We start from the raw sequence: 24,520 nt of genomic DNA on the forward strand, positions 1-24,520 counted from the left end.
TCAGGACGCCTTGTCGCCGGTGGCCGCCCGGTCGATGAACAGGGCCCCGCGCGTGACGACCTGCTCGCCCGCGCTCAGGCCCTGGACGACCTGGGCGTTGTCGCCGTTGATCAGGCCGAGCTTGATGTCGCGCGCCTCCACGGCGCCGTCGGGCCGCGCCACCCAGACGTGGGTGCGGTCGCCCTCGTACACGATGGCGGCCACCGGCACGCTCGGGCTCGGCTCACCCTTGCCGGTGATGATCGTGTAGGTGGCGAACATCTCCGGGCGCAGCACCCGGTCCGGGTTGTCGACCTCGCTGCGCACCGCGAGGCGCCGCGTCGCCGGGTCGAGGCTGGAGGCCATGTAGTTCACCCGGGCCTTGAACACCCGCGCGCCGAAGCCCGCCACCTTCGCCTCGACCTCCTGGCCGATGCGGATCTTGGGGATCTCGCTCTCGCGGACGTTGGCCACGAGCCAGACCGTCGACAGGTCGCCGATCACGAAGACCGGGTCGCTGGAGGCCGAGAGGTACTGTCCGATGCCGACCTTGCGCTGGACGATCGTGCCGGCGATCGGCGCCCGGATCTGCGTCTCGGCGCTCATCGTGCCGTTCTTCTCGAAGGCGGCGATCTCGGCGTCGGTCTTGCCCAGCAGGCGCAGGCGGCTCCGCACCGCGTCGAGGGCGCCCTCGGCGGTCTTCAGGTCGCTCTGGGCGGCGATGACGTCGTTCTGGGCCGACTGGTAGTCCTTCAGTGCCGTCGCGCGGGCCTGGAACAGCTCCTGCTGGCGCTGCGCGATGGTCTGGTCGAGCTTCAGGAGCGCCTGCTGCTTCTGGAGGTTGTTCACGGCCGCCTGATAGTCGTTCTGCGCCTGGACCATGTCGGTGGCCTCGAGCGTCAGCAGCACGTCGCCGGCCTTCACGTCGTCGCCGGCGCGGACCAGGACCTTCGTCACCCGGCCGGCATAGGGCGAGACCACCGGGACGTTGTCGTCCTCGTTGAGGGCGATCCGTCCCTCGGCCGAGCCCTCGGGCCGGAATACGAGGTTGGCGACCGGCAGGATCTCGAAGGCGGCCCGCTGTTCCTTGGAGGGCCGGAACACCCGCTCCACCGGGCCGGCCTTCTCCACGTCGATGCCCGGGTCGGGGTTGCCCGGGGCGAACAGCCCGGTCACGGCCGCGACGAGGTGCGCGGCGGCCTCGCGGGTCCGGTCGGGAAACGCGATGGCGGCGCCCAGGGCGGCCGCGAGCAGGACGGCGGCGATCAGCAGGCCGGGCCACCGGCGCCCGCGCGCGGGGACGGCGACGGCCTCGTCCTGGTCCAGCGGATTTCGGGCGTCCATGCGGATGATCTTCTAGGTCCGGACCGAGAGTCCGGGCTGGGTGACGAGAGTACGATACGTGCCCGGACGACGCCTACATCAATGCGGTCGCTGGTGCTTTTCTATGGCGCGCCGCGGGAAGATTCGGGCGGTACGGCGTGCCTAGAGCAAAGCTTGTCCGACAGGCAATCGATCCGGCGCCTCGGTCGCGAAACCGTGTGGCCCCGTCTTCCTTTGACGGGATTTGTTACAATATGACAACGCTCGTGGGTCCAGGCCCGCGCGATCCCGCACCCGTCACCGAAGAAGCCGTCATGTCCGATACGAGCAACGCTTCCGCCCCGGCCGCTCCCGGTTCCGCCTCCGGCAAGATCCCGGTCACCGTGCTCACCGGCTACCTCGGCGCGGGCAAGACCACGCTCCTCAACCGGATCCTCACCGAGAACCACGGCAAGCGCTACGCCGTGATCGTCAACGAGTTCGGCGAGATCGGCATCGACAACGACCTCGTCGTCGGCGCGGACGAGGAGGTGTTCGAGATGAACAACGGCTGCGTCTGCTGCACGGTGCGCGGCGACCTGATCCGGATCATGGACGGGCTGGTGAAGCGCCGGGGCAAGTTCGACGCGATCATCGTCGAGACGACCGGCCTCGCCGACCCGGCCCCCGTGGCGCAGACCTTCTTCGTCGACCAGGATGTCGGCGAGGCCGCCCGCCTCGACGCCGTGGTGACGGTGGCCGACGCCAAGTGGCTGTCCGACCGCCTGAAGGACGCGCCGGAGGCGAAGAACCAGATCGCCTTCGCGGACGTGATCCTGCTCAATAAGAGCGACCTCGTCTCCCCGGCCGACCTCGACCGCGTCGAGGCCGAGATCCGCACGATCAACCCGCTGGCCAAGCTCCACCGCACGCAGAACTGCGCCGTGCCCCTCGACGCGGTCCTCGAGCGCAACGCCTTCGACCTCGACCGCATCCTCGACGTCGAGCCCGACTTCCTCGAGGCGGGGCACCACCACCATCACGATTCCGACATCCGCTCGATCTCGGCCAAGATCGAGGGCGCGGTCGACCCGGACAAATTCATGCCGTGGATCTCGAACCTGACCCAGTCGCAGGGTCCGGATATCCTGCGGTGCAAGGGGATCGTGGCCTTCCCCGACGAGCCGAAGCGCTTCGTCTTCCAGGGCGTGCACATGATCCTCGACGGCGACGTGCAGGGCGACTGGGGCAAGGACGAGGAGCGGGTCTCCCGGGTGGTCTTCATCGGCCGCAACCTCGATCCGGCGGCGATCAAGGAGGGCTTCGAGGCCTGCCGCGCCTGAACGGGCGCCGCCTCCCCGGCGCCCCGCGCCGGGAAGGCGATTCTCAACGTTTCCGTGGCATCACGGACGGCGCGGGCCCGCGTAACCGGCCCGCGGAGCCCGCGTATCCATGGCCCACACCGCAGCGCCCGCAGGCCCGGTCCCGTCCGGGTCGGCGGGCGGAATCCCGCTCATCGCGGCCGTCGAGGGGCTGGCCAAGGCGCTGTTCGCGGCGTTCATCTTCTTCGCCTGCTTCGCCTTCTCGGAGACCTCGCCCTACGACGCGGTCGCGATCCCCACGATCCTGCTCTGGCTCTGCCTCGGCGTCCGGCTGCACCGCGGGGCGGTGCCCCTGGTGGCGCTCCTGCTCCTCTACCTCGCGGGCATCGTCACCGCGCTGCTGCCCTACCTGAACGAGGAGTTCCCGGTCACCTGGACGGTGCAGCTGGTCTATCTCTCGATCACCTGCATCTTCTTCGCGATGTTCTTCGCTGACGACACGCACGCCCGGATGGAGCTGGCGCTCAAGGCCTACACGGCGAGCTGCGTGTTCTCGGCGGCGCTGGGCATCGTCGGTTACCTGCAATGGCTCGGGATCGAGGACCTGTTCTACAAGTACGACCGGGCCTCGGGCACGTTCCAGGACCCGAACGTCTTCGGCTCGTTCCTGACGCTCGGCGCGCTCTACCTGATGCACGGCCTGCTCACCGGCTCCACGCGCCGGCCGCTCGTGTCCCTCGCCGGCCTGCTGATCATCGTGGCCGGCATCTTCCTGTCGTTCTCGCGCGGGTCCTGGGGCGGGAGCGCCGTCGCGGTGCTGCTGATGGTGGGATCGGTCTACGCCGGCAGCGACTCCCCGCGCCTGCGCCGCCGCATCGTGCTCCTGACCCTGGCGACCATCGTTCTCGGCACCGTCGCGGTGATCGGGCTGCTCTCGGTCGACCACGTCCACAAGATGTTTGAGACCCGGGCGGCCCTGACCCAGGACTACGACCAGGGCGAGACCGGCCGCTTCGGCAACCAGATCCGCGGCTTCGCCATGCTGCTGGAGCGGCCGTTCGGGATGGGGCCGATGCACTGGCGGCTGATCTTCGGGCTCGAACCGCACAATTCCTACATCGGCTCCTTCGCCAACGGCGGCTGGCTCGGCGGGGCCGTGTTCATCGGCCTCGTGGTGGCGACCGGCCTCGTCGGCTTCCGGCTCCTGGCGCGGCCGTCGCCGGTCCGGGCGCACGCCCAGATCGTCTGGCCGGCGCTGCTGATGTTCTTCCTGCAGGCCGTCCAGATCGACATCGAGAAGTGGCGCCACGTCTACATGATGCTGGGCATGGTCTGGGCGCTGGAGGCCGCGCGGTTGCGCATGGGCACGCGGCCGCAGGCGGGCGCGCTTGAAACGCGGCGCTAGGCGCGGCATCGCTCGGTCGCGGCCGATCGGCACCCGGAGACGGTACGTGAGCACACAGCCGGACAACGAGCGCGACCGGCTCGCGGCCCTCGAGGCCCTCGCGATCCTCGGGACACCGCCGGAACCGCATTTCGAGGCCGTCTGCCGGACCGCCCGGCGCCTGTTCGGCGTGCGCAGCGCGTTCGTGGCCTTCCTGGGCGACACGCACCAGTGGCTGAAGACGCCCTGTGCCGGGGTGCCGACCACGATGCGGCGGGACGAGAGCTTCTGCCAGCACACGATCCGCAGCGACGCCCTCGTGGTCGTCCCCGACGCGCGGCTCGACGCGCGGTTCCGCGACCTGCCCGTGGCCGCCGCGCCGGACGGGATCCGGTTCTACGCGGGCGTCGCCCTGAGCCTCCAGCCGGGCCTGCGGGTCGGAACCCTCTGCCTCGCCGATCCCGAGCCCCGCTCCGACTTCTCGCCCGAGGACGCGGCCGCCCTCCGCGACCTCGCCGAGATCGTCGTGGCGCATCTGCGCCTCACGGAGGCCAACGCGCGGCGCGACCGGGAGATCGCGCAGGCGGCGATCCGCGAGGCGCTGATCCGCGAGCAGCACCGGGAGATCAACGCCCGGGCCCGCGCCCAGGAGGCGGCGAACCACCAGCTCACCATGGCCGAGCAGCTCGCCAGCGTCGGGAACTGGCGCGTGGAGCTCGCGGACGGGCAGCCGGTCTGGTCGGCGAGCCTCTACGCCATCGCGGGCCGCGACCCGGCGACGCCGCCGCCGCATCTCGACGCCTTCGCGCAGATCTACCACCCCGACGACCGCGCCCGGCTCGAGGCGATCGTCGCCGACGCGATCGCCCGCGGGGTCCGGTTCGATTTCGAGGCCCGGCTGCTGCGGCCGGACGGCGCGCTGCGCGACGTGGTCGTGCGCGGCATGGCCCGGGGGGAGGGGGCGGGCGCCGGCCTGTTCGGCGTCCTGATCGACGTCACCGAGCGCCGGCGCGCCGAGGACGAGGTTCGCCGCAGCGAGCTGCGCTACCGGGGCCTCGCCGAGGCGCTGCCGCTCCTGGTCTGGACCATGCGGGTCGGGGACGGTCAGGCGACCTACGCCAACGCGCAGTTCCAGTCCTATTACGGGCCGATCGGGCCCGAGCGCGCGGAGCGCCTCGTCCGGAACCACCCCGAGGATGCCGCCGCCATGGAGGCGGCCTGGATCCGGGCGGTCGAGACCGGCACGGGCTACAGCGGCCAGTGGCGGATCCGGCGCCAGGACGGCGTCTACCGGTGGCACAAGCTCTCCCTGATCCCGATCCGCCTCGACCCGGCGGACGGCGCGGTGGCGGAGTGGCTCGGGACCGCCCTCGACGTCGACGACATCGTCACGGCGCGGCTCGCCGTCGAGGAGGCGAGCGGCCTGCTCGACATCGCCCTCGACGCCGCGGAGGCCGGCACCTGGGACTGGGACATGCGCACGGGGCTCGCCGTCCTCAGCCCGGAGAGCGCGCGGATGCACGGCCTGCCGGAGACCGGCGGCGCCCACACGATCTCGGCCTCCGCGTGGACGGCGCTGATCGATCCGGACGACGTCTCCGATGTCTGGAACGAGATCCGGCGGGCGGTCGAGTCCGGCACCCCCTACGCGGCCGAGTTCCGGGTCGGCGCGCGCTGGCTCTACGCGCGGGGCCGGACGCTCGGCGGCACCGACGGGCAGCCCCAGCGGATGGTCGGCCTCCACCTCGACATCACCGAGCGCAAGGCGGTCGAGGCGGCCCTGCGCACCGCCACGCGCGACGCCGAGGCGGCCCGCACCGAGGCGGAGCGGGCGAGCGCGGCCAAGAGCGAGTTCCTGGCCGCCATGAGCCACGAGATCCGCACCCCGCTGAACGGCATCCTGGGCTATGCCGAGCTGCTCCTCGACGGCGACGCGATCCAGAACGAGGACCGGCGGCGCCTCGAGCTGATCCAGAGTTCCGGCGCGGCCCTGCTCACGGTCGTCAACGACATCCTCGACTTCTCGAAGATCGAGGCCGGCGAGCTGACCCTCGACCCGGTCACCTTCCCGCTGGCCTCGACCGTCGACAGCACGGTCTCGATCGTGCGGGGCAGCGCGCTCCGCAGCGGACTCGCCATCGAGGCCCGGATCGACCCGGCCCTGCCGACCTTCGTGGTCGGCGATGCCGGGCGCCTGCGACAGGTGCTGCTCAACCTGCTGAACAACGCCGTGAAGTTCACGCCCGAGGGCTCGGTCACGGTGACCGCGGAGCGGGAGGGCGACGGCGCCGCCCCCGACGGGCGCCCCGGCGACGCGGTCCGGTTCTCCGTGGTCGATACCGGCATCGGCATCGCGCCGGCGCAGCAGGACCGGCTGTTCAAGCGGTTCAGCCAGGTCGACGGCTCGATCAGCCGGCGCTTCGGCGGCACCGGCCTCGGCCTCGCGATCTCCCGGCACCTCGTGTCGCTGATGGGCGGCGAGATCGGGGTCGAGAGCCGCGAGGGGGCGGGCTCGACCTTCTGGTTCCGGCTGGTGCTGCCCCGCGGCGAGCGGGACACCGCGGCCCCGGGCGCCGCTGCCGACGCGGGTGGACCGTCGCGGCCGCCCCCGGCCGCGGCTCCGGCGGCCGGCGAGGTCCCGGGCGCGCCGCTGCGGCTGCTCCTCGTCGAGGACGTGCCGCTCAACCAGGAACTCGCCTGCGCGGTGCTCGAATCCCAGGGCTACGCGGTGGACGTGGCCGGGGACGGCGCCGAGGCGATCACGGCGGTCGGGTCGTCCGTCGCGGCCGGCCGGGCCTACGATCTCGTGCTGATGGACGTCCAGATGCCCCGCGTCGACGGGCTCACGGCCACGCGCCGCATCCGCGCCCTCGCGCCGCCCGCCTGCGACATCCCGATCGTCGCCATGACCGCCAACGTCCTGCCGTCGCAGATCGAGGAGCTGCGCGAGGCCGGGATGGACGACCATGTGGGCAAGCCGTTCCGGCGGGCCGACCTCTTCGCCACGATCAGCCGCTGGACGGCGCCGGGCGCGCGGCGGCCGGCGCGGGCCGAGGTGCCGCGCCGCCTGCCGCAGGTCGATTCGGCCGTGCTCGACGCGGCGGTCCTGACCGAGATGGAGGCGAGCTTCGGCACCGATCGCGTCGGGGCGCTGCTCGATCTCCTGGCGAACGAGCTGTCCGAGCGGTTCCGGCCGAGCGAGACCGACCGCCTGCAGATCGCCCACGACGCGCACGCCCTGGTGGCGGCGGCCGGGCTGCTGGGCTTCGTCGGCCTGTCGAGCCTGTGCCGGGAGGTCGAGGCCGCCGCCCACGCGGGCGCCGACCTGATGCCGCTGATCCGGCGCCTGGAGATCCAGCGGGCGACCGCGCTCCGCGCCATCCGGCAGCTGCGCGCGGCGTGAGTCCGCGCGCGGTATCGAGGACCCTTTCCGTCGTCGCGGGCGGAGCGAAGTGACCCAGGGTCGGCGCGCCGCCGGTGAGCGCCGCGCTGCCCTGGATCGCCTACTCCGCTCGCAGAGACGGCGGCTCCGGAGCCGTCAGTCGGGAAGAGAGTCCCCCGGCTCCTCCGGCAGCGGGTCGCCGGTCCAGGTCGTCGCGAAGGCGGCGAGCTCCCGCGCGTCGGCGAAGGCCGCCACGGTGACCTCGCGCGCGGCCGGCTCCGCCCCCGGATAGGGGGCGAGCAGGACGCGCACCCGGGCGAGCCGGCCGCTCGGCGCCTTCTCGGCGATCCAGGCCTGCGCCTCCGGCGTGAACCGCTCCGGGCCGTCGAGGGCCCGGGCGTCGGTCCGCAGAACGACCACGTAGGTGCCGAGGCTCGGATCGGCCTCCTGCACCGCCTTGACGATGTCGATCACGGGTTTTCTGCGAAGTCGTTGATCTGCACCTGGGCCTGCGCCGCGGTGAAGTTCGGGATGTCGGCGAAGATCTCCTCGCCGTGGGCGGCGACGGCCTTCTTGAAGGCGTCGACCGACTCGAAGGTCAGGAGGGCCATCACCTGGAACGGGGCGGCGCCGCCGTCCGGCGTGCCGGCGCCCTTGACGACCTTCGCGTCGTGGAGGCCGAGGGACGACCAGCGCTCGCGCACCAGCGGCATGTGGTGGCCGAGGTAGTAGCCCATGTCGAAGCTCGGGCCGGCCGGGTACATCACGCTTACCAGGATCATGGCGTTTCCTTCCTGTGTCGCGCCCGGTCGATCCGGGCGCCCGTCCTCGGGTCGTACGGCGACGGTCAGTGCAGCTTCACCCGCGGCTCGGTGCGCCGGGTCAGCGCGCGGGCCAGGGTGTCGAGGGCGGTCTTGGCCGTGCCGTGCAGCGCCCGCTCGTGCATCTTGTAGAGCGAGCGGTACATCATCCGGGCGAACAGACCGGCGATGAGCATGTTCTTGCCGCGCACGAACCCCATCAGGCTGCCCACGGTCGAGTACTCGCCCAGCGAGACCAGCGAGCCGAAATCCTTGTACCGGAACGGCTTCAGCGGCTTGCCGTCGATCTTGGCCGGGATCTGGGCGATCAGGTGGCTCGCCTGCTGGTGGGCCGCCTGCGCGCGGGGCGGCACCGGCGTGTCGGAGCCGGCCTCGACCAGGTAGGCGCAGTCGCCGATGGCGAAGATGTCGGGGTCGCGGGTGGTCTGCAGCGTCGGCGTCACCACCAGCTGATTGGTCCGCGTCGTCTCCAGGCCGCCGATGCCCTGCAGGAAGGGCGGCGCCTTCACGCCCGCCGCCCAGACGACCAGTTCGGACGGGATGAAGGTGCCGTCGGCGAGCTGCACGCCGTCGGCGCGCACCTCGGTGACCCGCGCCTTCACGCGCACGTCGACGCCGATCTTGCTGAGGAGCTGCATCACCTCGGCCGAGAGGCGCTGCGGCACCGCCGGCAGGATCCGGTCGGCGGCCTCGACCAGGGTGATGCGGATGTCCTTGCCCGGGTCGATCTTGTCGAGCCCGGTCGAGACGACGTGGCGCAGGGTCCGGTGGAGCTCGGCGGCGAGTTCCGTCCCGGTCGCGCCCGCGCCGATCACCGTGACGTGGAGCTGGCCGGGCCGGACCGGGCCGGCCTGCGTGTGCGCGCGCAGCGAGGCGTTCACGAGGCGCTGGTGGAAGCGCACCGCCTGGTCCTGGGTGTCGAGGGCGATGGCGTGCTCTGCGACGCCCGGCGTGCCGAAATCGTTGGTGGTGGAGCCCACCGCCATCACCAGCGTGTCGTAGGGGACGGCGCGCTCGGGCGTGATCTCGCGCCCTTCCGCGTCGTGGCTCGCGGCGAGCTGGATCGTGCGCGCCTCCCGGTCGAGCCCGGTCATCCGCCCGATCCGGTAGCGGAAGCCGTGCATGTGGGCATGGTGCAGGTAGTCCACCGCGTGGTGGCCGACGTCGAGGCTGCCGGCCGCCACCTCGTGGAGCAGCGGCTTCCAGATATGCGTCCGGGCGCGGTCCACGAGGGTGACGTGCGCGCGCTTGCCGCGCCCGAGCTTGTCGCCGAGCTTCGTGACCAGCTGCAGTCCGGCTGCGCCGCCGCCGACCACCACGACGCGATGAAGGCCCGACTCGTTCTCGACGGATGCCATCGACACTCTTTCTCCCCCCGGACCGGGATCAGTCGCCGGCCTCCTTACACGGCCTGGGTTGCCGAATACCACATCGCCGGCCGCGACCCCCGGTCACGAGTGCGACGTCGCGCACCGGACGGGCGGCGCGCGGAGCCCGGTCACGCCGGCGGGGCGCCCGGCTGGCGCAGCGGATGCGCCTCCGCGACCGCCGGCAGGGCGAGGCAGGCCTCGGCGATTCGCGCGACCGTCGGGTAGGCCGCCGTGTCGATGCCGAAGATGCCCGTCCCGACCCAGAGGCTGACGAGGCAGAGGTCGGCGTGGCTCACCGAATCGCCCTGGCAGAACCGGCCCGTCCCCGGCTCGGTGGCGAGGCGCGTCTCCAGGGTCCGGAGGCCGGTCTCGAAGGCGTTGCGCAGGAAATCCAGCATGCGCTCCCGGGGCAGGCCGTAATGCTTCATCAGGAAGGTGCGCACCCGGGGCACGTAGAGCGGGTGGGTGTCGCACGCGACCACCTGCGCCAGCGAGCGGGCGCGGGCCCGCGCCCGGGGCTCCTCGGGCAGGAGGCGGACGCCGCCGCGCGTCTCCTCCAAGTAGTCGAGGATCGCCAGCGACTGGGTGAGCGGCGGCCCGTCGCCGTCGAACAGCGCCGGCACCGCGCCCTGCGGGTTGATCTTCCGGAACGCCGGCTCGTGCTGGTCGCCGGCGTCGAGGTCGATGAAGGTCTCCTCGTAGGCGATGCCCTTCAGCTTCAGGGCGATCCGCACCCGGAAGGCCGCGGCCGAGCGCCAGTTGCCGTACATGTGCATGGGTCAGCGGTCTCCGACGGGGTCGAGCGAGCACAGCCGACTTCGCCGCGGCCCGCAAGGGGGCTGCGCGCGCGGCGGCCCGGGGGCGACAAGCAGTCCCGCCGGGCCCATATCGGTCTCCCGCCCCGGAGAGCCCGCACGATGGCCGATCAGACCGACGCCCGCCGCTTCATCCCCCTGAACATCGCGGTCCTGACCGTCTCCGACACCCGCCGCCCGGAGGACGACCGCTCGGGCGACACCCTGACCCAGCGCCTCACCGAGGCGGGGCACATCCTGGCGGCCCGGTCGATCGTCCCGGACGAGGTCCCGGCGATCCGCGCGCGGGTGGAGGCGTGGCTGCGCGACCCCGGCGTCGACGTGGTGATCACCACCGGCGGGACCGGCTTCACCGGCCGCGACGTCACCCCCGAGGCGCTGGAGCCGCTGTTCGAGAAGCGCATGGACGGCTTCTCGGCCGTGTTCCACCGGATCTCGTACGACAAGATCGGCACCTCGACCCTGCAATCCCGCGCCACCGCGGGGGTCGCGCGGGCGACCTACGTGTTCGTGCTGCCGGGCTCGCCCGGCGCCTGCCGCGACGCCTGGGACGGGATCCTGGCCCAGCAGCTCGACTACCGGCACCGGCCCTGCAACTTCGTGGAGATCATGCCGCGCCTCGACGAGCACCTGCGGCGCGGCGCGAGCCTCACGGTGTGAGGCCGCGCGCTACGCGAGGTTCCCCTCCTTGCGGCGCAGGACCGAGTGCTTGCGGCCGTAGAAGAAGTACACGACGAGGCCGAGCGCCATCCAGATCACCAGCCGCAGCCACGTGTCGAGGGGCAGGCCGATCATCAGGAGCAGGCAGGACAGGATGCCGAGGATCGGCACGACCGGCACGGCGGGCGCCCGGAACGGCCGCTTCATGGTGCGCTCGGCCCGCCGCAGGTAGAGGACCGAGCCGCAGACGAGGATGAAGGCCGCGAGGGTGCCGATGCTCACCATCTCGCCGAGGATGTGGATCGGCACCAGCGCCGCCACCACGGCGACCGCGGCGCCGATCATCGCCTGGCTGCGATACGGCGTCTGGTAGGTCGGGTGGACGTGGGAGAACATCTTCGGCAGCAGGCCGTCCTGCGCCATGGTGAAGAAGATCCGGCTCTGGCCGTAGAGCAGGACGAGGATCACCGTCGTCAGCCCGGTCAGCGCCCCGAGCTTGATCAGGAGGCTGAACCAGCCGATGCCGATCACGTCGACGCCCTTGGCGATCGGGTCCGGGACGTTGAGGTCCTTGTAGGGCACGAGACCGGTGAGCACGGCGGCGACGAGCACGTACAGGATCGTGCAGACCGCGAGCGAGCCCAGGATGCCGATGGGCATGTCCTTCTGGGGCTTGCGCGCCTCCTGGGCGGCGGTCGAGACCGCGTCGAAGCCGATGAAGGCGAAGAACACCACGCCCGCGCCGCGCAGAACGCCGCTGTAGCCGAAATGGCCGAAGGTCCCGTCGTTGTCCGGGATGAGCGGGCTCCAGTTCGCGGCGTTCACGTGGCCCCAGCCCAGGGCGATGAAGGCGACCACGACGGTGAGCTTCACCGCGACCATGATGTTGTTGAAGAGCGCCGATTCCTTCGTGCCCCGCATCAGCAGGATCGTGATCAGCGCCACGATCAGGACCGCCGGCAGGTTCAGCAGCGCGGTCCCGCCGCCCTCGATCGGCGTGCCCGGCGCGTTGGCGAACTGCGCCGGGATCACGATGCCGACGCTCTTCAGGATGCTGGTCACGTAGCCCGACCAGCCGACCGCCACGGTGGCGGCGCCCATGGCGTATTCGAGGATCAGGTCCCAGCCGATCAGCCACGCGAAGAACTCGCCGAGCGTCGCGTAGGTGTAGGTGTAGCTCGATCCGGCGACCGGGATCAGCGCGGCCATCTCCGAGTAGCAGAGGCCGACGAAGGCGCAGGCGATGCCGCCGAGCACGAAGGACAGCATGATCCCCGGCCCGGCATACTGGGCCGCGGCCGTGCCGGTCAGGACGAAGATGCCGGCGCCGATGATCGCCCCGATGCCCATCGCGGTGATCGAGAGGGCGCCCAGCGACTTCGAGAGCTGTTGCTCGCCCTCGCCGCTCTCGACGATGTCCTCGACCGACTTGCGCCCCATCAGGCCCGACGAATCCATTGCACCATCCTTCCAGATCGGGGTGGCTCAGCGCGTCGACATGTCCGGAGACGGCGACGATCCTGCCGCGCTTCCAGAGTTGTAGGGGCGGATCGACCGACAACAACGTGAGCGGGCGCAAGATTCTTCCGGAGCAAGATTCTCCCGAGCAAGATCTTTCCGGTCAGGCGCGCTCGATCCGAGCGATCAGCGGCCTGACCTTGAGGCGACCCGTGAACGCGCCCTCGGCACGCAGGGCCTCGCGCCGGACGACGTCGCCGGCCCGGGCCTGCCGGGCGCCGACGACGGTCTCCGCCCGTCTGACGAGCCGGCCGAGCCAACGCCCGGCCGGGCGGTGCAGGCGGCCGAGCGCCGTCTCCGGCCGCGCGGTCCCGACGAAGCGGTCGAGGGTGCGGATCCAGCCCTCGGCCGGGACGTCGCCGGCCTCCAGGCACAGGATCCAGTCCCGCCGGGCCGCGGCGGCGCCCGCCGCGTAGGGATTGCCGCCCCGGTGCAGCACGAGGGTCGCGCCCGTGGCCTCCGCGACGGCCGCCACGGCCTCGCTCTCGCGGCCCGCGACGATCACCGCGTCGCCGACGAGGCCGCCGGCCACGCCGGAGACGAGCACGCTGAGCGTGTCGGCCAGGCGATCGATCGCGTCCGGATCGGCCGGTTCGGCCAGATAGGTCACGGCGGAGAGCATGAGCGCGCGCATAGACGATTCTGCGGCGCCGTAAACTGCCCCGCGGCCCGCGCGCCGACGCGTCGCCGTTCGGACGGGCTGCAGAACCGCATTTGCCTGAAAAAAAGGCGCCCGTCGCCATCGCGTTCGCTCTATGTTCTTATATGGATGCGTGAGGGAGGCGAGTCGTCATGGGGGGCACGCGCGACGGGACCGCCTCCGGGGCCGCGCCGCGACTCGGGCCGAGCGTCGCGGAACCGGCCGCCCGGCGGGGGCGCGGCGCGACGGCCAACCCGACGGGCCGATACGAATCCGCCCGGCGCGAGGCGTTCCATGACGAGACCTGGACGGCGGACGCTCCGGCACCCCTGCGCACGGAGGTCACGCCAGAGCGGTCCGCCCGGATCATCGCGCGCAACAGCTCGCCCGACATCCCGTTCGACCGGTCGATCAACCCGTACCGGGGCTGCGAGCACGGCTGCATCTACTGCTACGCGCGCCCGACCCATGCCTGGCTCGGCCTGTCGCCGGGGCTCGACTTCGAGTCGCGGATCTTCACCAAGCCGGACGCCGCCCGGCTCCTCGCCCGCGAGATCGCCGCGCCGGGCTACCGGCCCGACACGATCGCCCTCGGCACCGCCACGGATCCCTACCAGCCGGTCGAGCGGGAGCACCGGCTCACCCGCGCGGTTCTGGAGGTGCTGCGGGAGGCCCGCCACCCCGTCAGCATCACCACCAAGTCGGACCTCGTGCTGCGCGACCTCGACCTCCTGGCAGAGATGGCGGCGGAGAACCTCGTGCTGGCGGCGATCTCGCTGCCGACGCTGGATCCGGACCTCGCCCGCCGCCTCGACCCGCGGGCGCCGCGGCCGGGCAAGCGGCTCGCGGCGATGCGGGGCCTGAGCGCGGCGGGCGTGCCCGTCATGGTCAACGTCTCGCCGATCATCCCCGGCCTGACGGACCACGAGATCGAATCGATCCTGGCCGAGGCGCGCGCGCACGGGGCGAGCCGGATCGGCCACGCGCTGCTGCGCCTCCCGGGCGAAGTCGCGGACCTCGTGGCGGACTGGTTCACCGAGCATTATCCCGAACGCAGGGCGCGGGCCTTCGCACTCCTGCGGGAAGCCCGGGGCGGGCGCGAGAACGACCCGCGCTTCGGCCACCGCTTCCGCGGGGAGGGCGCCTACGCGGCGATGATCGGCCAGCGGGTCCGGCTCGCCGGCACGCGTCTCGGTTTCGCCTTCGGGCGCATCGCGCTGAATCGCGACGCCTTCCGGAAGCCCGGCGCGCAGCTGGCGCTGTTCTGACACGCGACCGACGCGGCGGCGCGCGCGAGGCGGCGGACCTGTCCCACAGTACGGTTCAGCGAAAATTCCAGTCATTTTGGCCGGAAGCGGCGTAAAAATACATTTCCAAAGATAGAAAACGACTCAAATGTTGCTCCCAAAGTGGATTTTTAGATGTCTAAGGCGTGAGTAAAATCGCAGAACGTAAGATTGACATCTGTGCCATTGTGGTTCAAATGCCTGAGATCGCGAGGTTTACTGCGAGATTTTGACCAAGTTTGATTGAGTTATCGAATTTCAGTTCTATATTGAGGGTCGTTCTGTGCGTAAGAGCGCGATTTTGTCCGGCGTCCGTGTCCGCAGATCCCGCCAATGGACGCTGTGCGCCGTGATCCGGTCGCGGGCGAGCCTCGCGCCGCGGCCCTGCTCGGTTCTGCCGGTCGCGACTGCCGTCCTTCCTTGAGACGGTAGCGTGTCGGGGTTTCGACCTTCGATGCCGACCGGGCGAACTCCCGGACTCGCCGCGCCCTCGCCGCGCCCTTCGAGCGAACCGGGCCGGCGCCGCGTCGGGGTGCCTGTCGCGTCGCTCAGCCTTTCCGTCGACCGAGGCCGACCGGCCGCCCTGCTCGAACCGGGCAGCCCGGCGGCGGGCCGCGCGCCTCGACGCACCGCGAAGAGAGATCCCGACCCTCATGCTGCGTCTTCCGCGTCCGTCCATCGGCACGATCCTGTGCGCGATCCTGTTCTCACTCAGCGCCATGCTGCTGGCCGCGGGCGCCCGGACGGCGCTGGAGGCCGGGGCGCAGGAGCGGGAGAGCCGCCGCGTCGTCGCGCTCACGGAAGGCAGCCGTATCCTCCTCGAGATCCTGCTCGCCGTGCGCCTCGAGCGGGGGCGGACCCTGCAGGCGCTGATCGCCGCGGACAGGATCCCGCCCGCCGACGCGGCCCTGATCGCCCGACAGCGCGCGACCCGGATCGACCGGCTGGCGGCGCTCCTGAGCCTGGTGCGCGCGATCGACACCGCCGCGGTGGCGAAGACGGTCGATCCGCTCCGACGGGCGCACGAGGCCGTCACCGGCCTGACGTCGCGGATCGACGCGGCCCTCGCGGTCCCGGTCGCGGAGCGCGAGGCCGCGACCGCGGAGGTCGCCGCGACCGCCTTCCGGGATCTGCTCGACGCCCTCACGGCGACCAGCGGGGCCGTCGACGTCACGATCCCGCGCCGGGACGCGGCGCTGGCCCGCGCCCTGGACATCAAGCGCGCCGCCTGGATCACGCGGGTCGCGATCGGCGGCAACGTGGCGCGGGCCGAGACGGCCGTGACGCGGGGCACGGGCTGGTCCGAGGAGGAGCGCCTCGCGGAGGCCGAGGAGCGCGGCCGCGTCGCGGCGAGCTGGGCGAATCTCGTCGATCACATGGACGACACGCTGCCGCGGGCGGTCCAGGACGCCTTCGTGAGGGCGGGCGCCAGCAACTTCGAGGGTGAGGTCGCGGCGCGGCGGCAGGCCTTGCGGGCGGCCCTGAGCCGGGGCCAGCCGCCGGGCGTCGCGATCCAGGACCTGCGCGACCGCAACACGCGGGAGGTCAACACTATCGCCGACCTCGCCGAGGCGGCGCTGAACGCGATGGTCGCCCGCGCGCAGGAACTCTTCGCTGAGGCGGGGGCGACGCTGCTGCACACCGGCCTGTTCCTGGCCGCATCGGTGCTGCTCGCCGGTGCCGGCGCCGTCGTCGTCGTCCGCCGCGTGCTCGGGCCGCTCCGGGCCATGATCCAGGCGATGCGGGCGCTCGCCTCCGGCGACGTCGCCGTGGAGATCCCGGCCCGCGGGCGGCGGGACGAGATCGGCGCGATGGCGGCGGCCGTGGAGGTCTTCCGGGACAACCTCGTCCGCACCCGCGCCCTGGAGGCAGAGGCGGACGAGGCGGCGCGCGCCGCGGAGGCGCAGCGCCGGACCATGACGCACACGATGGCGCAGACCTTCGAGGCGGCGGTGGCCGGCATCGTCGGGCAGGTCTCCGCCGCCGCGGCCGAACTGCAGACCACGGCCTGGGAGATGACCACCACAGCCCAGGAGACGGCCAGCCAGTCCGATACCGTGGCCGCGGCCGCCGAGGAGGCGTCCGCCGGCGTCAGGACGGTGGCCGCCGCGGTGGAGGAACTCGGCACCTCCGTCCAGGAGATCGGGCGGCAGGTCCAGGGCTCGTCCGAGCTGGCCCGGAGCGCGGTCGGCGAGGCCGACCAGACGGCTGCCCTGGTGGCGGCGCTGAACGCGTCCGTCGCCCGGGTCGACGCCGTCGTCGAGCTGATCGCCCGCATCGCCGCGCAGACGAACCTGCTGGCGCTCAACGCCACGATCGAGGCGGCGCGGGCCGGCGAGGCCGGCCGCGGATTCGCGGTCGTCGCAACCGAGGTCAAGGAACTGGCCGCCCAGACCGGTCGGGCCACCGACGAGGTCGGCCGGCAGATCGGCGAGATCCGGACCGTGACCGGTCAGGCGGTGCGGGCGATCGGGACGATCACCGGCCGGATCGGGGAGATCGACGCCGTGGCCGCCGCCATCGCGGCCGCGGTGGAGCAGCAGGGGGCGGCGACGCAGGAGATCGTCCGCAACGTCGCCCAGGCCAATGCCGGCACGCAGGAGGTCACCGGCAACATCGCCGGCGTGGCGCAGGCGGCCGACCGGACCGGTCGCGCGGCCGACCACGTGCTGACGGCCGCCACCGCGCTCACGCGTCAGTCGGAGGAACTCGCCGCGGAGGTCGAGCGCTTCCTCACGGGCGTCCGGGCCGCGTGACCCGTCGCCCGGCTCAGTCGAAGCCGCGGGTGAAGCTCAGCCGGTGGTGGGGGCTGCGCCCGAGCTGCGTCAGGCCGGCGCGGTGGACGGCCGTCCCGTAGCCGACATTGCGCTCCCAGCCGTAGCCGGGATGGCGCCGGGCGAGCCGCCGCATCAGCTGGTCCCGGAGCACCTTGGCGACGATCGACGCGGCGGCGATCTGGGGCACCAAGTGGTCGCCGCCGACGACGGCGCGGCCGGGCAAGCCCGGCAGAGCGTCGCGCCCGTCGACCAGCACGGGCGCGGCGAGGCCGAGCCGCGCCACCGCCCGCGCCATGGCGTCGAGGGTCGCGCCGCGGATGTTGATCCGGTCGATCAGGGCGCGCGACCCCGCCGCCACCGCGACCCGCGCGTGGGCGCGGATCAGGGGGGCCAGCCGGTCGCGCACGGGCTCGGGGACGCGCTTGCTGTCGTCGAGGGCCGCGAGCAGGTCGGCCGGGATCGCCGCCGGATCGAACCAGACCGCGGCCACCACCACGGGTCCGCAGAGCGCACCGCGCCCGACCTCGTCGCAGCCGATCGCCGCCGGATAGGCGGCGGCCCGGGCGGGATCGAACGGCCCGGCGACCGGGGGCCGGGCTCTGGCGGACCCGGCCGGTCCGGCGGGCGATCTGACTGGCGATCTGACTGGCGGCTTGGCGGGTGGCTTGGCGGGCGGCATCGCGCCCTCCTGCCATTCCGCGCGGACGCCGTCACGCGTCAGGCGGCGTCGCGGGTGCTCCGGGCGCCCCCATGCGCCTCGACGATGTTACCGAAGAACTGCCGCGCGCTCACGTCCCAGCCGCGGCGCAGGGCCTCGGCCCGGCACTCGGCGCGCGACAGGCGCAGGGCCGCCAGCGCGGCGACCCGCAGGTCCGGGTCGAGCACGCCGACCCGCGTGCCGCCGACGACGTCGTTCGGACCCGGCACCGGGAAGGCCGCCACCGGGAGGCCGCTGGCCAGGGCCTCCAGGAGCACGATGCCGAACGTGTCGGTGAGGCTCGGGAAGACGAAGACGTCGCAGGCCGCGTAGACCGCCGAGAGGTCCGCGCCGGTGCGGGTGCCGAGGAAGTGCGCCGCCGGCGCGAGCGCCTGCAGCCGCGCGCGGTCCGGACCGTCGCCCACCACCACCTTGGTGCCGGGCAGGTCGAGGGCGAGGAAGGCCGCGACGTTCTTCTCCACGGCGAGCCGACCGACGTAGAGGAACAGCGGCCCCGGCAGGCCGGCGAGTTCCGCCGGCCCGGGCGTCCCGGGCTCGGCCGGCCGGAACCGCTCCGTGTCCACGCCCCGGGTCCAGCGCATCAGCCGGCCGAAACCCCGCGCCGCGAGCTCGCCCTGGAGCGAGGCGGTGCTGACCATCGTCCCGCGGGCGGCGCCGTGGAACCGGCGCAGGTACGCGTAGGACCACGCCTCCGGCACCGGGGCGCGGGCGGCGAGGTATTCAGGGAAGCGCGTGTGGTAGCTCGTCGTGAAGGGCAGGTCGTGCGCGAGGCAGTGCCGGCGCGCCGCGAGGCCGACCGGCCCCTCCGTGGCGATGTGCACGTGGCTCGGCCGCTCGGCCCGCCAGCGCGCCGCCACCCGCTCGCGCCCGGCATAGGCGAGGCGGATCTCCGGGTAGCCCGGCAGCGGCAGCGAGCGGAAATCCGCGACGGACAGCAGCGTCGTGGCGAAGCCGTGCTCCGGCGCGCGCCGGACCATCTGCTCGAGGGAGCGCACGACGCCGTTCACCTGGGGGTGCCACGCGTCGCTGGCGATCAGGAGCTTCACGGCGGCGCCCTCACGCCACCGCGCGCCGGCCCGGCAGGGGCTGCGGCACGACCTCGGCCTCCCGCGCCCGCAGGAGGCTCGGGTAGTGCAGCACCTCGATGCGGCCGTCGTAGTGCTCCACGAGCCCGGTGCAGGATTCCACCCAGTCGCCGGTGTTGAGGTAGCGCAGGTCGCCGATCGGCCGGTCCGCGGCGTGGTGGATGTGGCCGCAGATCACCCCGTCGGCGCCCTGGCGGCGGGCCTCCTCGGCCAGGATCGTCTCGAAGCGGCCGATGAAGCTCACCGCGTTCTTCACGCGCAGCTTCGCCCAGGCCGACAGCGACCAGTAGGACAGGCCGAGCCGCCGCCGGACCTTGTTGATCAGCGTGTTGAGGGAGAGCGCCAGCGTGTAGGCGCCGTCGCCCAGATGGGCGAGCCACGGCGAGTGGCGCACCACCATGTCGAACTGGTCGCCGTGGATGACGAGGTAGCGCTTGCCGTCCGCCGCCTCGTGGATCGCGGTCTCGGCGAGTTCGATGCCGCCGAAGCTCGTGCCCACGTAGTCGCGCAGGAACTCGTCGTGGTTGCCGGGCAGGTAGACGATCCGCGCGCCCTTGCGGACCTTGCGCAGGAGCTTCTGCACCACGTCGTTGTGCTCTTGCGGCCAGTACCAGCCCGAGCGCAGCTGCCAGCCGTCCACGATGTCGCCGACGAGGTAGATCGTGTCGGCGTCGTAGTCCTTCAGGAACGACAGCAGCAGGCCGGCCTGGCAGCCGCGCGTGCCGAGATGCAGGTCGGACAGGAACAGCGTCCGCACGCGGACCGGCATCTCCTCAACCTCGGCCACGGCATCCTCTCCCGGCGGCTGAACGGTGCCGGGATCCAGAGCGCGATCCGATCTCAGTTTGATGACGCGGGTTCCGACGGGGCGGAAAGACTTCGGTGTGCGGTGCCGCGAAGCCTCTCAACCGGAGCACGACTTCGTTGCGGCGCACAAAAAATTTTTTTGGCAAGTTCCGGAAGTTTTTCCGGTTTTCCTTTCGAGCGTCACCGCCTCATAATACCAAGAACCGGCCGCTCGGCACGAGCACGGCCGGACCTTGACAGGAAGGCGGCGAGGACGGCCCTGGAGCCGTTGGACGGGACGGCAATTCGGAGGCGACCGGCGCGCGGGGGCGCGCCGCGACGCGAGCGGCGTGAGGCCGCCTGCCGCTCCGCGGAGACCCCCCGATCACGGCAGAGGATGGCGTTCGAGGGGGTGCGGCGCGAGCCGCTCTCGACGGCGCCGGACCGACTCCCTGAGGACGCTTGGACAACCCGGCGCGGGTTCACGCCCGCGCGCAATGGACTTTTCGGAGGAAACATCATGGCCGCAACCCGGCGCCCCGGTCGCAACCACCTCTTCATCCCGGGCCCCACCAACATCCCGGAGCGCGTCCTGCGCGCCATGCACGTGCCGTCGGAGGATCACCGCTCGCCGAGCTTCCCCGAGCTGGTGAAGCCACTCCTGCAGGACTCCAAGATGGTGTTCGGCTCGACCGCCGGGACGGTCATCCTGTTCCCGTCCTCGGGCACCGGCATCTGGGAATCGGCCCTGTCCAACACCCTCTGCCGCGGCGACACGGTGCTGACCTCGCGCTACGGCCAGTTCAGCCACCTCTGGGTCGACATGGCCCAGCGCCTCGGCCTCGACGTGGTCGTCCAGGAGGAGGAGTGGGGCACCGGCGCCGATCCGCAGAAGATCGAGGAGGCCCTGCGCGCCGACAAGGACCATAAGATCAAGGCCGTGATGGTCGTCCACAACGAGACCGCCACGGGCGTCACCAGCGACATCGGCGCGGTGCGCAAGGCGATCGACGCCGCCGGGCACCCGGCCCTGCTGTTCGTGGACGGCATCTCGTCGATCGGCTCTCTGCCGTTCGAGATGGACGCGTGGAAGGTCGACTGCGCCATCGCGGGCTCGCAGAAGGGCTTCATGCTGCCGGCCGGCCTCGGCCTGATCTGCATCAGCCCGAAGGCGCTCAAGATCGCCGAGAGCGGCACCGGCCGCAACGACCGGCTCGGCCACGCCTACTTCGCCTGGAAGGATCAGCTGGCCGCCAACGCCACCGGCTACTTCCCCTACACCCCCGTCCTGCCGCTGCTCTACGGCCTGCGCGAGGCCCTGGCGGTCGTGAAGGAAGAGGGGCTGGAGAACGTCTACCACCGCCACCACGTCCTCGCCGAGGCGACCCGCCAGGCGGTCGCGGCCTGGGGCCTCAAGCCCTGCGCCAAGGAGCCCAAGTGGAACTCCGACACGGTCACGGCGATCGTGGTGCCGGAGGGCGCCGACGCCGCCAAGGTGATCACCCACGCCTACGAGCGCTACAACCTCTCGCTGGGCGCCGGCCTGTCGAAAGTCGCCGGCAAGGTGTTCCGCATCGGCCACCTCGGCGACCTGAACGAGCTGTCGCTGCTGGGTGCCATCGCGGGCGCCGAGATGGCCATGCTCGATTGCGGCATCAAGGTCACGCCGGGCTCGGGCGTCGCCGCCGCTTCCAGCTACCTGCGCGAGAATCCGCTGCATAAGGCGTGATCTGCGCCCGCGATCGGGGCGGGACCGGGTTGCCGGGCCCGCCCCGACGCGCAAGTAAGAACAAGACTATCGAGGAAACCGCCCGTCGTACGAGAGGGGTCCTATGACCAAGAAGATCGTGTTCCTGGATCGTGAATCCCTCGATGCCAGGGTCCGACCGTTCAATTTCCCCCACGAATACGTCGAGCACGAGTCGACCTGGACGCCGGAGGAGATCGTCTCCCGCCTCCAGGGCGCGGAGATCGCGCTGATCAACAAGGTCCCGATGCGGGCCGAGACGCTGAAGCAGCTCCCCGACCTGAAGCTGATCGCGGTCGCCGCCACCGGCACCGACGTGGTCGACAAGGCCCAGGCCAAGGCCCAGGGGGTCACGGTCGTCAACATCCGCAACTACGCGTTCAACACCGTGCCGGAGCACGTGGTCGGGCTGATGTTCGCCCTGCGCCGGGCGATCGTGCCCTACGCCAACTCGGTGCGGCGCGGCGACTGGGCGAAGTCCAAGCAGTTCTGCTATTTCGACTATCCGATCTACGACATCGCCGGCTCGACGCTCGGCATCGTCGGCTACGGGGCGCTGGGCAAGTCGATCGCCAAGCGCGCCGAGGCGCTGGGCATGAAGGTCATCGCCTACGACGTGTTCCCGCAGGACGGGCTGGTCGATTTCGAGACGATCCTGACGCAGTCCGACGTGATCACGCTGCACGTGCCGCTGACCCCCGACACCAAGGGGATGATCGGCGCCGCCGAGCTCAAGAAGATGAAGAAGAGCGCCATCCTCATCAACACGGCCCGCGGCGGCCTCGTGGACGAGGCGGCCCTTCTCGAGGCGCTCAAGGACGGCACCATCGCGGGCGCCGGGTTCGACGTGGTGGCGCAGGAGCCGCCCAAGGACGGCAACATCCTGTGCGACGCCGACCTGCCGAACCTGATCGTCACGCCGCACGTCGCTTGGGCGAGCAAGGAGGCGATGCAGATCCTGGCCGACCAGCTCGTCGACAACGTCGAGGCTTTCGTGGCGGGCAAGCCGCAGAACGTGGTGGAAGCCTAAGCTCAAAATCAGCAACGGGCGTTCCCCTCCCCCCTGCGGGGAGTGGCCAGGGGTGGGGGTGGTGCAGGAGGCACTGCTCCGCTCAATTCTCCACCACCCCCACCTCCGGCTCCTCCCCGCAAGGGGGAGGAGAGGGGCTGCGTCCACGCACCGACCCAACCAACATCAGCGCCGGCGCCCCACGGGCGCGACGGAAAGGTCCCAAGAAAATGACGAAAAAACTGCTGTTCCTGTTCGACACCGATGCCGTGCCGAACGTGTTCGACACGGTCGTCGGCTACGACGGCGGCGCCGACCACATCACCGGCTACGGCGGCGTGAATCCCGACAATGTCGGCGCCCTGGTCGACGGCACGATCTACACCCGCGGCGGCTCCGAGAAGAAGTCGACGGCGATCTTCGTCGGCGGCGGCAGCATGGCGGCGGGCGAGGCGCTGTTCACCGCCGTCAAGAAGCGCTTCTTCGGCCCGTTCCGGGTCTCGGTGATGCTCGATTCCAACGGCTCCAACACCACGGCCGCCGCGGGCGTCGCGCTGGTGGCCAAGGCCGCGGGCTCGCTCCAGGGCAAGAAGGCCGTCGTGCTGGCGGGCACCGGCCCGGTCGGCATGCGCTCGGCCGCTCTGCTCGCCGGCGAGGGCGCCGAGGTCACCATCGCGGGCCGCGCCCTCGACAAGACCCAGGCCGCCGCGGACCAGATCAACACGCGCTTCAAGGTCAACGTGAAGGCCGCCGCGACCCCCGACGAGGCCTCCCGCGTCGCCCTGGTGAAGGGCACGAACCTCGTGTTCACGGCCGGCGCCATCGGCGTCGAGCTGCTGCCGGAAGCCGCCTGGGCGCAGGAATCGTCGATCGAGTTCGTCGCCGACTACAACGCCCAGCCCCCGACGGGCATCGGCGGCATCGACGTGATGGACAAGGGCAAGGAGCGCAACGGCAAGCAGGCCTTCGGGGCGCTGGGCATCGGCGGCCTGAAGCTCAAGCTGCACCGGGCCTGCGTCGGCCAGCTCTTCGAGAGCACCGACAAGGTGCTCGACGCCGAGGAGATCTACGCCCTCGCCAAGACGATGGCCTGAGGAGGCGCCGGTGACCGAGACGCATCGCCCCGAGACCGACAGCATCGAGAAATTCCTGACGGAGCTGGCGAGCGCTGCCCCCACCCCCGGGGGCGGCGGCGCGGCGGCGATCTCCGGCGCCATGGGCGCGGCCCTTGTGTCGATGGTCTGCAACCTCACCATCGGCAAGAAGAAGTACGTCGAGGTCGAGGCCGAGCTGAAGGAGGTCCTGGCCAAGTCCGAGGGCCTGCGGGTCGTGCTCACCGGCATGATCGGCGAGGACGTCCAGGCCTTCGACGCCGTCATGGGCGCCTACGGCCTGCCCAAGAACACCGACGACGAGAAGGCGGCCCGCGCCGAGAAGATCCAGGCGGCGCTCAAGACCGCCTGCGACGTGCCGCTCGCCTGCTGCCGGGCCTGCCGCGCGGTGATCGACCTCGCGGCCATCACCGCCGACAAGGGCAACCTCAACGTCGTGTCGGATGCCGGCGTGGCGGTGCTCTCCGCCTATGCCGGCCTGCGCAGCGCGGCGCTGAACGTCTACGTGAACGCCAAGGGTCTCGAGGACCGCGCGTTCGCCGAGGAGCGGCTGAAGGAGCTGGAGGATCTGCTCGGCGAGGCCGGCGCACTCACCGAGAAGGTCTACGCGGTCGTCAAGGACAAGGTGAACTGAACCGGCGACTTGGGTCAGCACCGCGCGTCACAGCGTGCTCGGTCGGCCCCGTCGACGCCGCCGTCTCTGCGAGCGCAGCGAAGCAATCCAGTTGGCGCCACGATCTCAGAGGTCGCGCTGCCCTGGGTCACGTCGCTGCGCTCGCGATGACGGACAGCGCGTCCTGAACGAAG

Annotated in this window: 20 protein-coding genes; 10 read left to right on the forward strand and 10 right to left on the reverse strand. The window is 71.7% G+C overall.

Features of this window, described 5'->3' with window-relative positions; translation table 11 throughout:
- The gene (locus ABIC30_RS14620; protein ID WP_091679652.1) at positions 1-1,323 is read right to left on the reverse strand and encodes an efflux RND transporter periplasmic adaptor subunit; all 1,323 of its coding nucleotides are present in this window, start codon (positions 1,321-1,323) and stop codon (positions 1-3) included.
- Positions 1,324-1,616: 293 nt separating this feature from the next.
- On the opposite strand from ABIC30_RS14620, the gene ABIC30_RS14625 reads away from it, so the two are divergent.
- The 3 genes from ABIC30_RS14625 (at position 1,617) to ABIC30_RS14635 (ending at position 7,390) form a co-directional block, all read left to right on the forward strand.
- Positions 1,617-2,624 (forward strand): CobW family GTP-binding protein, encoded by a 1,008-nt coding sequence (locus ABIC30_RS14625; RefSeq protein ID WP_354455556.1) that lies wholly within the window; start codon positions 1,617-1,619, stop codon positions 2,622-2,624.
- Positions 2,625-2,733: 109 nt separating this feature from the next.
- A complete protein-coding gene (locus tag ABIC30_RS14630; protein WP_354455558.1) occupies positions 2,734-4,008 on the forward strand; it encodes an O-antigen ligase family protein in 1,275 nt (424 codons plus the stop codon).
- Positions 4,009-4,054: 46 nt separating this feature from the next.
- Positions 4,055-7,390, forward strand: a complete 3,336-nt coding sequence (locus ABIC30_RS14635) for an ATP-binding protein (RefSeq protein WP_354455560.1) — start codon at positions 4,055-4,057, stop codon at positions 7,388-7,390.
- Positions 7,391-7,525: 135 nt separating this feature from the next.
- Here ABIC30_RS14635 and ABIC30_RS14640 read toward each other — a convergent pair whose 3' ends face one another.
- The 4 genes from ABIC30_RS14640 to maiA all read right to left on the reverse strand — a co-directional run bounded on the left by ABIC30_RS14640 (position 7,526) and on the right by maiA (position 10,336).
- Entirely contained in the window at positions 7,526-7,843 is a 318-nt protein-coding gene (locus ABIC30_RS14640; RefSeq protein WP_020092669.1) for a hypothetical protein, read from the reverse strand.
- Positions 7,840-8,151, reverse strand: a complete 312-nt coding sequence (locus ABIC30_RS14645) for an EthD family reductase (RefSeq protein WP_020092668.1) — start codon at positions 8,149-8,151, stop codon at positions 7,840-7,842. The genes ABIC30_RS14640 and ABIC30_RS14645 overlap by 4 nt, the downstream gene beginning before the upstream one ends.
- A gap of 65 nt (positions 8,152-8,216) precedes the next feature.
- Positions 8,217-9,548 carry an NAD(P)/FAD-dependent oxidoreductase gene (locus ABIC30_RS14650; protein WP_020092667.1) on the reverse strand — a complete coding sequence of 444 codons (1,332 nt, stop codon included), beginning with the start codon at positions 9,546-9,548 and terminating at the stop codon, positions 8,217-8,219.
- 140 nt (positions 9,549-9,688) lie between these two features.
- Entirely contained in the window at positions 9,689-10,336 is a 648-nt protein-coding gene (gene maiA, locus ABIC30_RS14655; RefSeq protein WP_020092666.1) for a maleylacetoacetate isomerase, read from the reverse strand.
- A 141-nt stretch (positions 10,337-10,477) separates the two neighbouring features.
- On the opposite strand from maiA, the gene moaB reads away from it, so the two are divergent.
- Complete coding sequence (moaB, locus tag ABIC30_RS14660; RefSeq protein ID WP_020092665.1) at positions 10,478-11,035, forward strand: molybdenum cofactor biosynthesis protein B; 558 nt, start codon at positions 10,478-10,480, stop codon at positions 11,033-11,035.
- A gap of 9 nt (positions 11,036-11,044) precedes the next feature.
- Here moaB and ABIC30_RS14665 read toward each other — a convergent pair whose 3' ends face one another.
- On the reverse strand, positions 11,045-12,493 hold the full coding sequence (locus tag ABIC30_RS14665; protein ID WP_020092664.1) for an amino acid permease: 1,449 nt from the start codon (positions 12,491-12,493) through the stop codon (positions 11,045-11,047).
- Positions 12,494-12,656: 163 nt separating this feature from the next.
- Positions 12,657-13,187 carry a hypothetical protein gene (locus ABIC30_RS14670; protein WP_020092663.1) on the reverse strand — a complete coding sequence of 177 codons (531 nt, stop codon included), beginning with the start codon at positions 13,185-13,187 and terminating at the stop codon, positions 12,657-12,659.
- Positions 13,188-13,345: 158 nt separating this feature from the next.
- Between ABIC30_RS14670 and ABIC30_RS14675 the strand changes: the two genes are divergently transcribed.
- Positions 13,346-14,461, forward strand: a complete 1,116-nt coding sequence (locus ABIC30_RS14675; protein WP_354455564.1) for a PA0069 family radical SAM protein — start codon at positions 13,346-13,348, stop codon at positions 14,459-14,461.
- A 671-nt stretch (positions 14,462-15,132) separates the two neighbouring features.
- Positions 15,133-17,235, forward strand: a complete 2,103-nt coding sequence (locus tag ABIC30_RS14680; protein ID WP_354455566.1) for a methyl-accepting chemotaxis protein — start codon at positions 15,133-15,135, stop codon at positions 17,233-17,235.
- Positions 17,236-17,248: 13 nt separating this feature from the next.
- Here ABIC30_RS14680 and rnhB read toward each other — a convergent pair whose 3' ends face one another.
- The 3 genes from rnhB to ABIC30_RS14695 are packed head-to-tail and all read right to left on the reverse strand — an operon-like array spanning position 17,249 to position 19,828.
- Positions 17,249-17,935 carry a ribonuclease HII gene (gene rnhB, locus ABIC30_RS14685; protein WP_354455568.1) on the reverse strand — a complete coding sequence of 229 codons (687 nt, stop codon included), beginning with the start codon at positions 17,933-17,935 and terminating at the stop codon, positions 17,249-17,251.
- 38 nt (positions 17,936-17,973) lie between these two features.
- Entirely contained in the window at positions 17,974-19,020 is a 1,047-nt protein-coding gene (locus ABIC30_RS14690) for a glycosyltransferase family 4 protein (protein WP_354455570.1), read from the reverse strand.
- Between the two features lie 10 nt (positions 19,021-19,030).
- Positions 19,031-19,828, reverse strand: coding sequence for a UDP-2,3-diacylglucosamine diphosphatase (locus ABIC30_RS14695; RefSeq protein WP_376738913.1), 798 nt, complete (start codon positions 19,826-19,828; stop codon positions 19,031-19,033).
- Between the two features lie 537 nt (positions 19,829-20,365).
- Here ABIC30_RS14695 and ABIC30_RS14700 point away from each other — a divergent pair.
- The 4 genes from ABIC30_RS14700 to fchA all read left to right on the forward strand — a co-directional run bounded on the left by ABIC30_RS14700 (position 20,366) and on the right by fchA (position 24,347).
- Entirely contained in the window at positions 20,366-21,574 is a 1,209-nt protein-coding gene (locus tag ABIC30_RS14700; protein WP_091926147.1) for an aminotransferase class V-fold PLP-dependent enzyme, read from the forward strand.
- Positions 21,575-21,677: 103 nt separating this feature from the next.
- Complete coding sequence (locus tag ABIC30_RS14705) at positions 21,678-22,622, forward strand: D-2-hydroxyacid dehydrogenase (protein ID WP_020092656.1); 945 nt, start codon at positions 21,678-21,680, stop codon at positions 22,620-22,622.
- Positions 22,623-22,831: 209 nt separating this feature from the next.
- Positions 22,832-23,695 (forward strand): NADP-dependent methylenetetrahydromethanopterin/methylenetetrahydrofolate dehydrogenase, encoded by an 864-nt coding sequence (locus ABIC30_RS14710; protein WP_042673897.1) that lies wholly within the window; start codon positions 22,832-22,834, stop codon positions 23,693-23,695.
- A 10-nt stretch (positions 23,696-23,705) separates the two neighbouring features.
- Complete coding sequence (gene fchA / locus ABIC30_RS14715) at positions 23,706-24,347, forward strand: methenyltetrahydrofolate cyclohydrolase (RefSeq protein WP_020092654.1); 642 nt, start codon at positions 23,706-23,708, stop codon at positions 24,345-24,347.
- Positions 24,348-24,520: the final 173 nt, after the last annotated feature.

It is taken from the genome of Methylobacterium sp. 1030 (assembly GCF_040544715.1).
Lineage (GTDB): Bacteria > Pseudomonadota > Alphaproteobacteria > Rhizobiales > Beijerinckiaceae > Methylobacterium.

Coding starts and splice junctions, on each gene's coding strand:
- ABIC30_RS14620 (WP_091679652.1), bottom strand. CDS start 1,323: ATGGACGCCCGAAATCCGCTGGACCAGGACGAGGCCGTCGCCGTCCCC.
- ABIC30_RS14625 (WP_354455556.1), top strand. CDS start 1,617: ATGTCCGATACGAGCAACGCTTCCGCCCCGGCCGCTCCCGGTTCCGCC.
- ABIC30_RS14630 (WP_354455558.1), top strand. CDS start 2,734: ATGGCCCACACCGCAGCGCCCGCAGGCCCGGTCCCGTCCGGGTCGGCG.
- ABIC30_RS14645 (WP_020092668.1), bottom strand. CDS start 8,151: ATGATCCTGGTAAGCGTGATGTACCCGGCCGGCCCGAGCTTCGACATG.
- ABIC30_RS14650 (WP_020092667.1), bottom strand. CDS start 9,548: ATGGCATCCGTCGAGAACGAGTCGGGCCTTCATCGCGTCGTGGTGGTC.
- maiA (WP_020092666.1), bottom strand. CDS start 10,336: ATGCACATGTACGGCAACTGGCGCTCGGCCGCGGCCTTCCGGGTGCGG.
- moaB (WP_020092665.1), top strand. CDS start 10,478: ATGGCCGATCAGACCGACGCCCGCCGCTTCATCCCCCTGAACATCGCG.
- ABIC30_RS14665 (WP_020092664.1), bottom strand. CDS start 12,493: ATGGATTCGTCGGGCCTGATGGGGCGCAAGTCGGTCGAGGACATCGTC.
- ABIC30_RS14670 (WP_020092663.1), bottom strand. CDS start 13,187: ATGCGCGCGCTCATGCTCTCCGCCGTGACCTATCTGGCCGAACCGGCC.
- ABIC30_RS14675 (WP_354455564.1), top strand. CDS start 13,346: ATGGGGGGCACGCGCGACGGGACCGCCTCCGGGGCCGCGCCGCGACTC.
- ABIC30_RS14680 (WP_354455566.1), top strand. CDS start 15,133: ATGCTGCGTCTTCCGCGTCCGTCCATCGGCACGATCCTGTGCGCGATC.
- rnhB (WP_354455568.1), bottom strand. CDS start 17,935: ATGCCGCCCGCCAAGCCACCCGCCAAGCCGCCAGTCAGATCGCCAGTC.
- ABIC30_RS14695 (WP_376738913.1), bottom strand. CDS start 19,828: ATGCCGGTCCGCGTGCGGACGCTGTTCCTGTCCGACCTGCATCTCGGC.
- ABIC30_RS14700 (WP_091926147.1), top strand. CDS start 20,366: ATGGCCGCAACCCGGCGCCCCGGTCGCAACCACCTCTTCATCCCGGGC.
- ABIC30_RS14705 (WP_020092656.1), top strand. CDS start 21,678: ATGACCAAGAAGATCGTGTTCCTGGATCGTGAATCCCTCGATGCCAGG.
- ABIC30_RS14710 (WP_042673897.1), top strand. CDS start 22,832: ATGACGAAAAAACTGCTGTTCCTGTTCGACACCGATGCCGTGCCGAAC.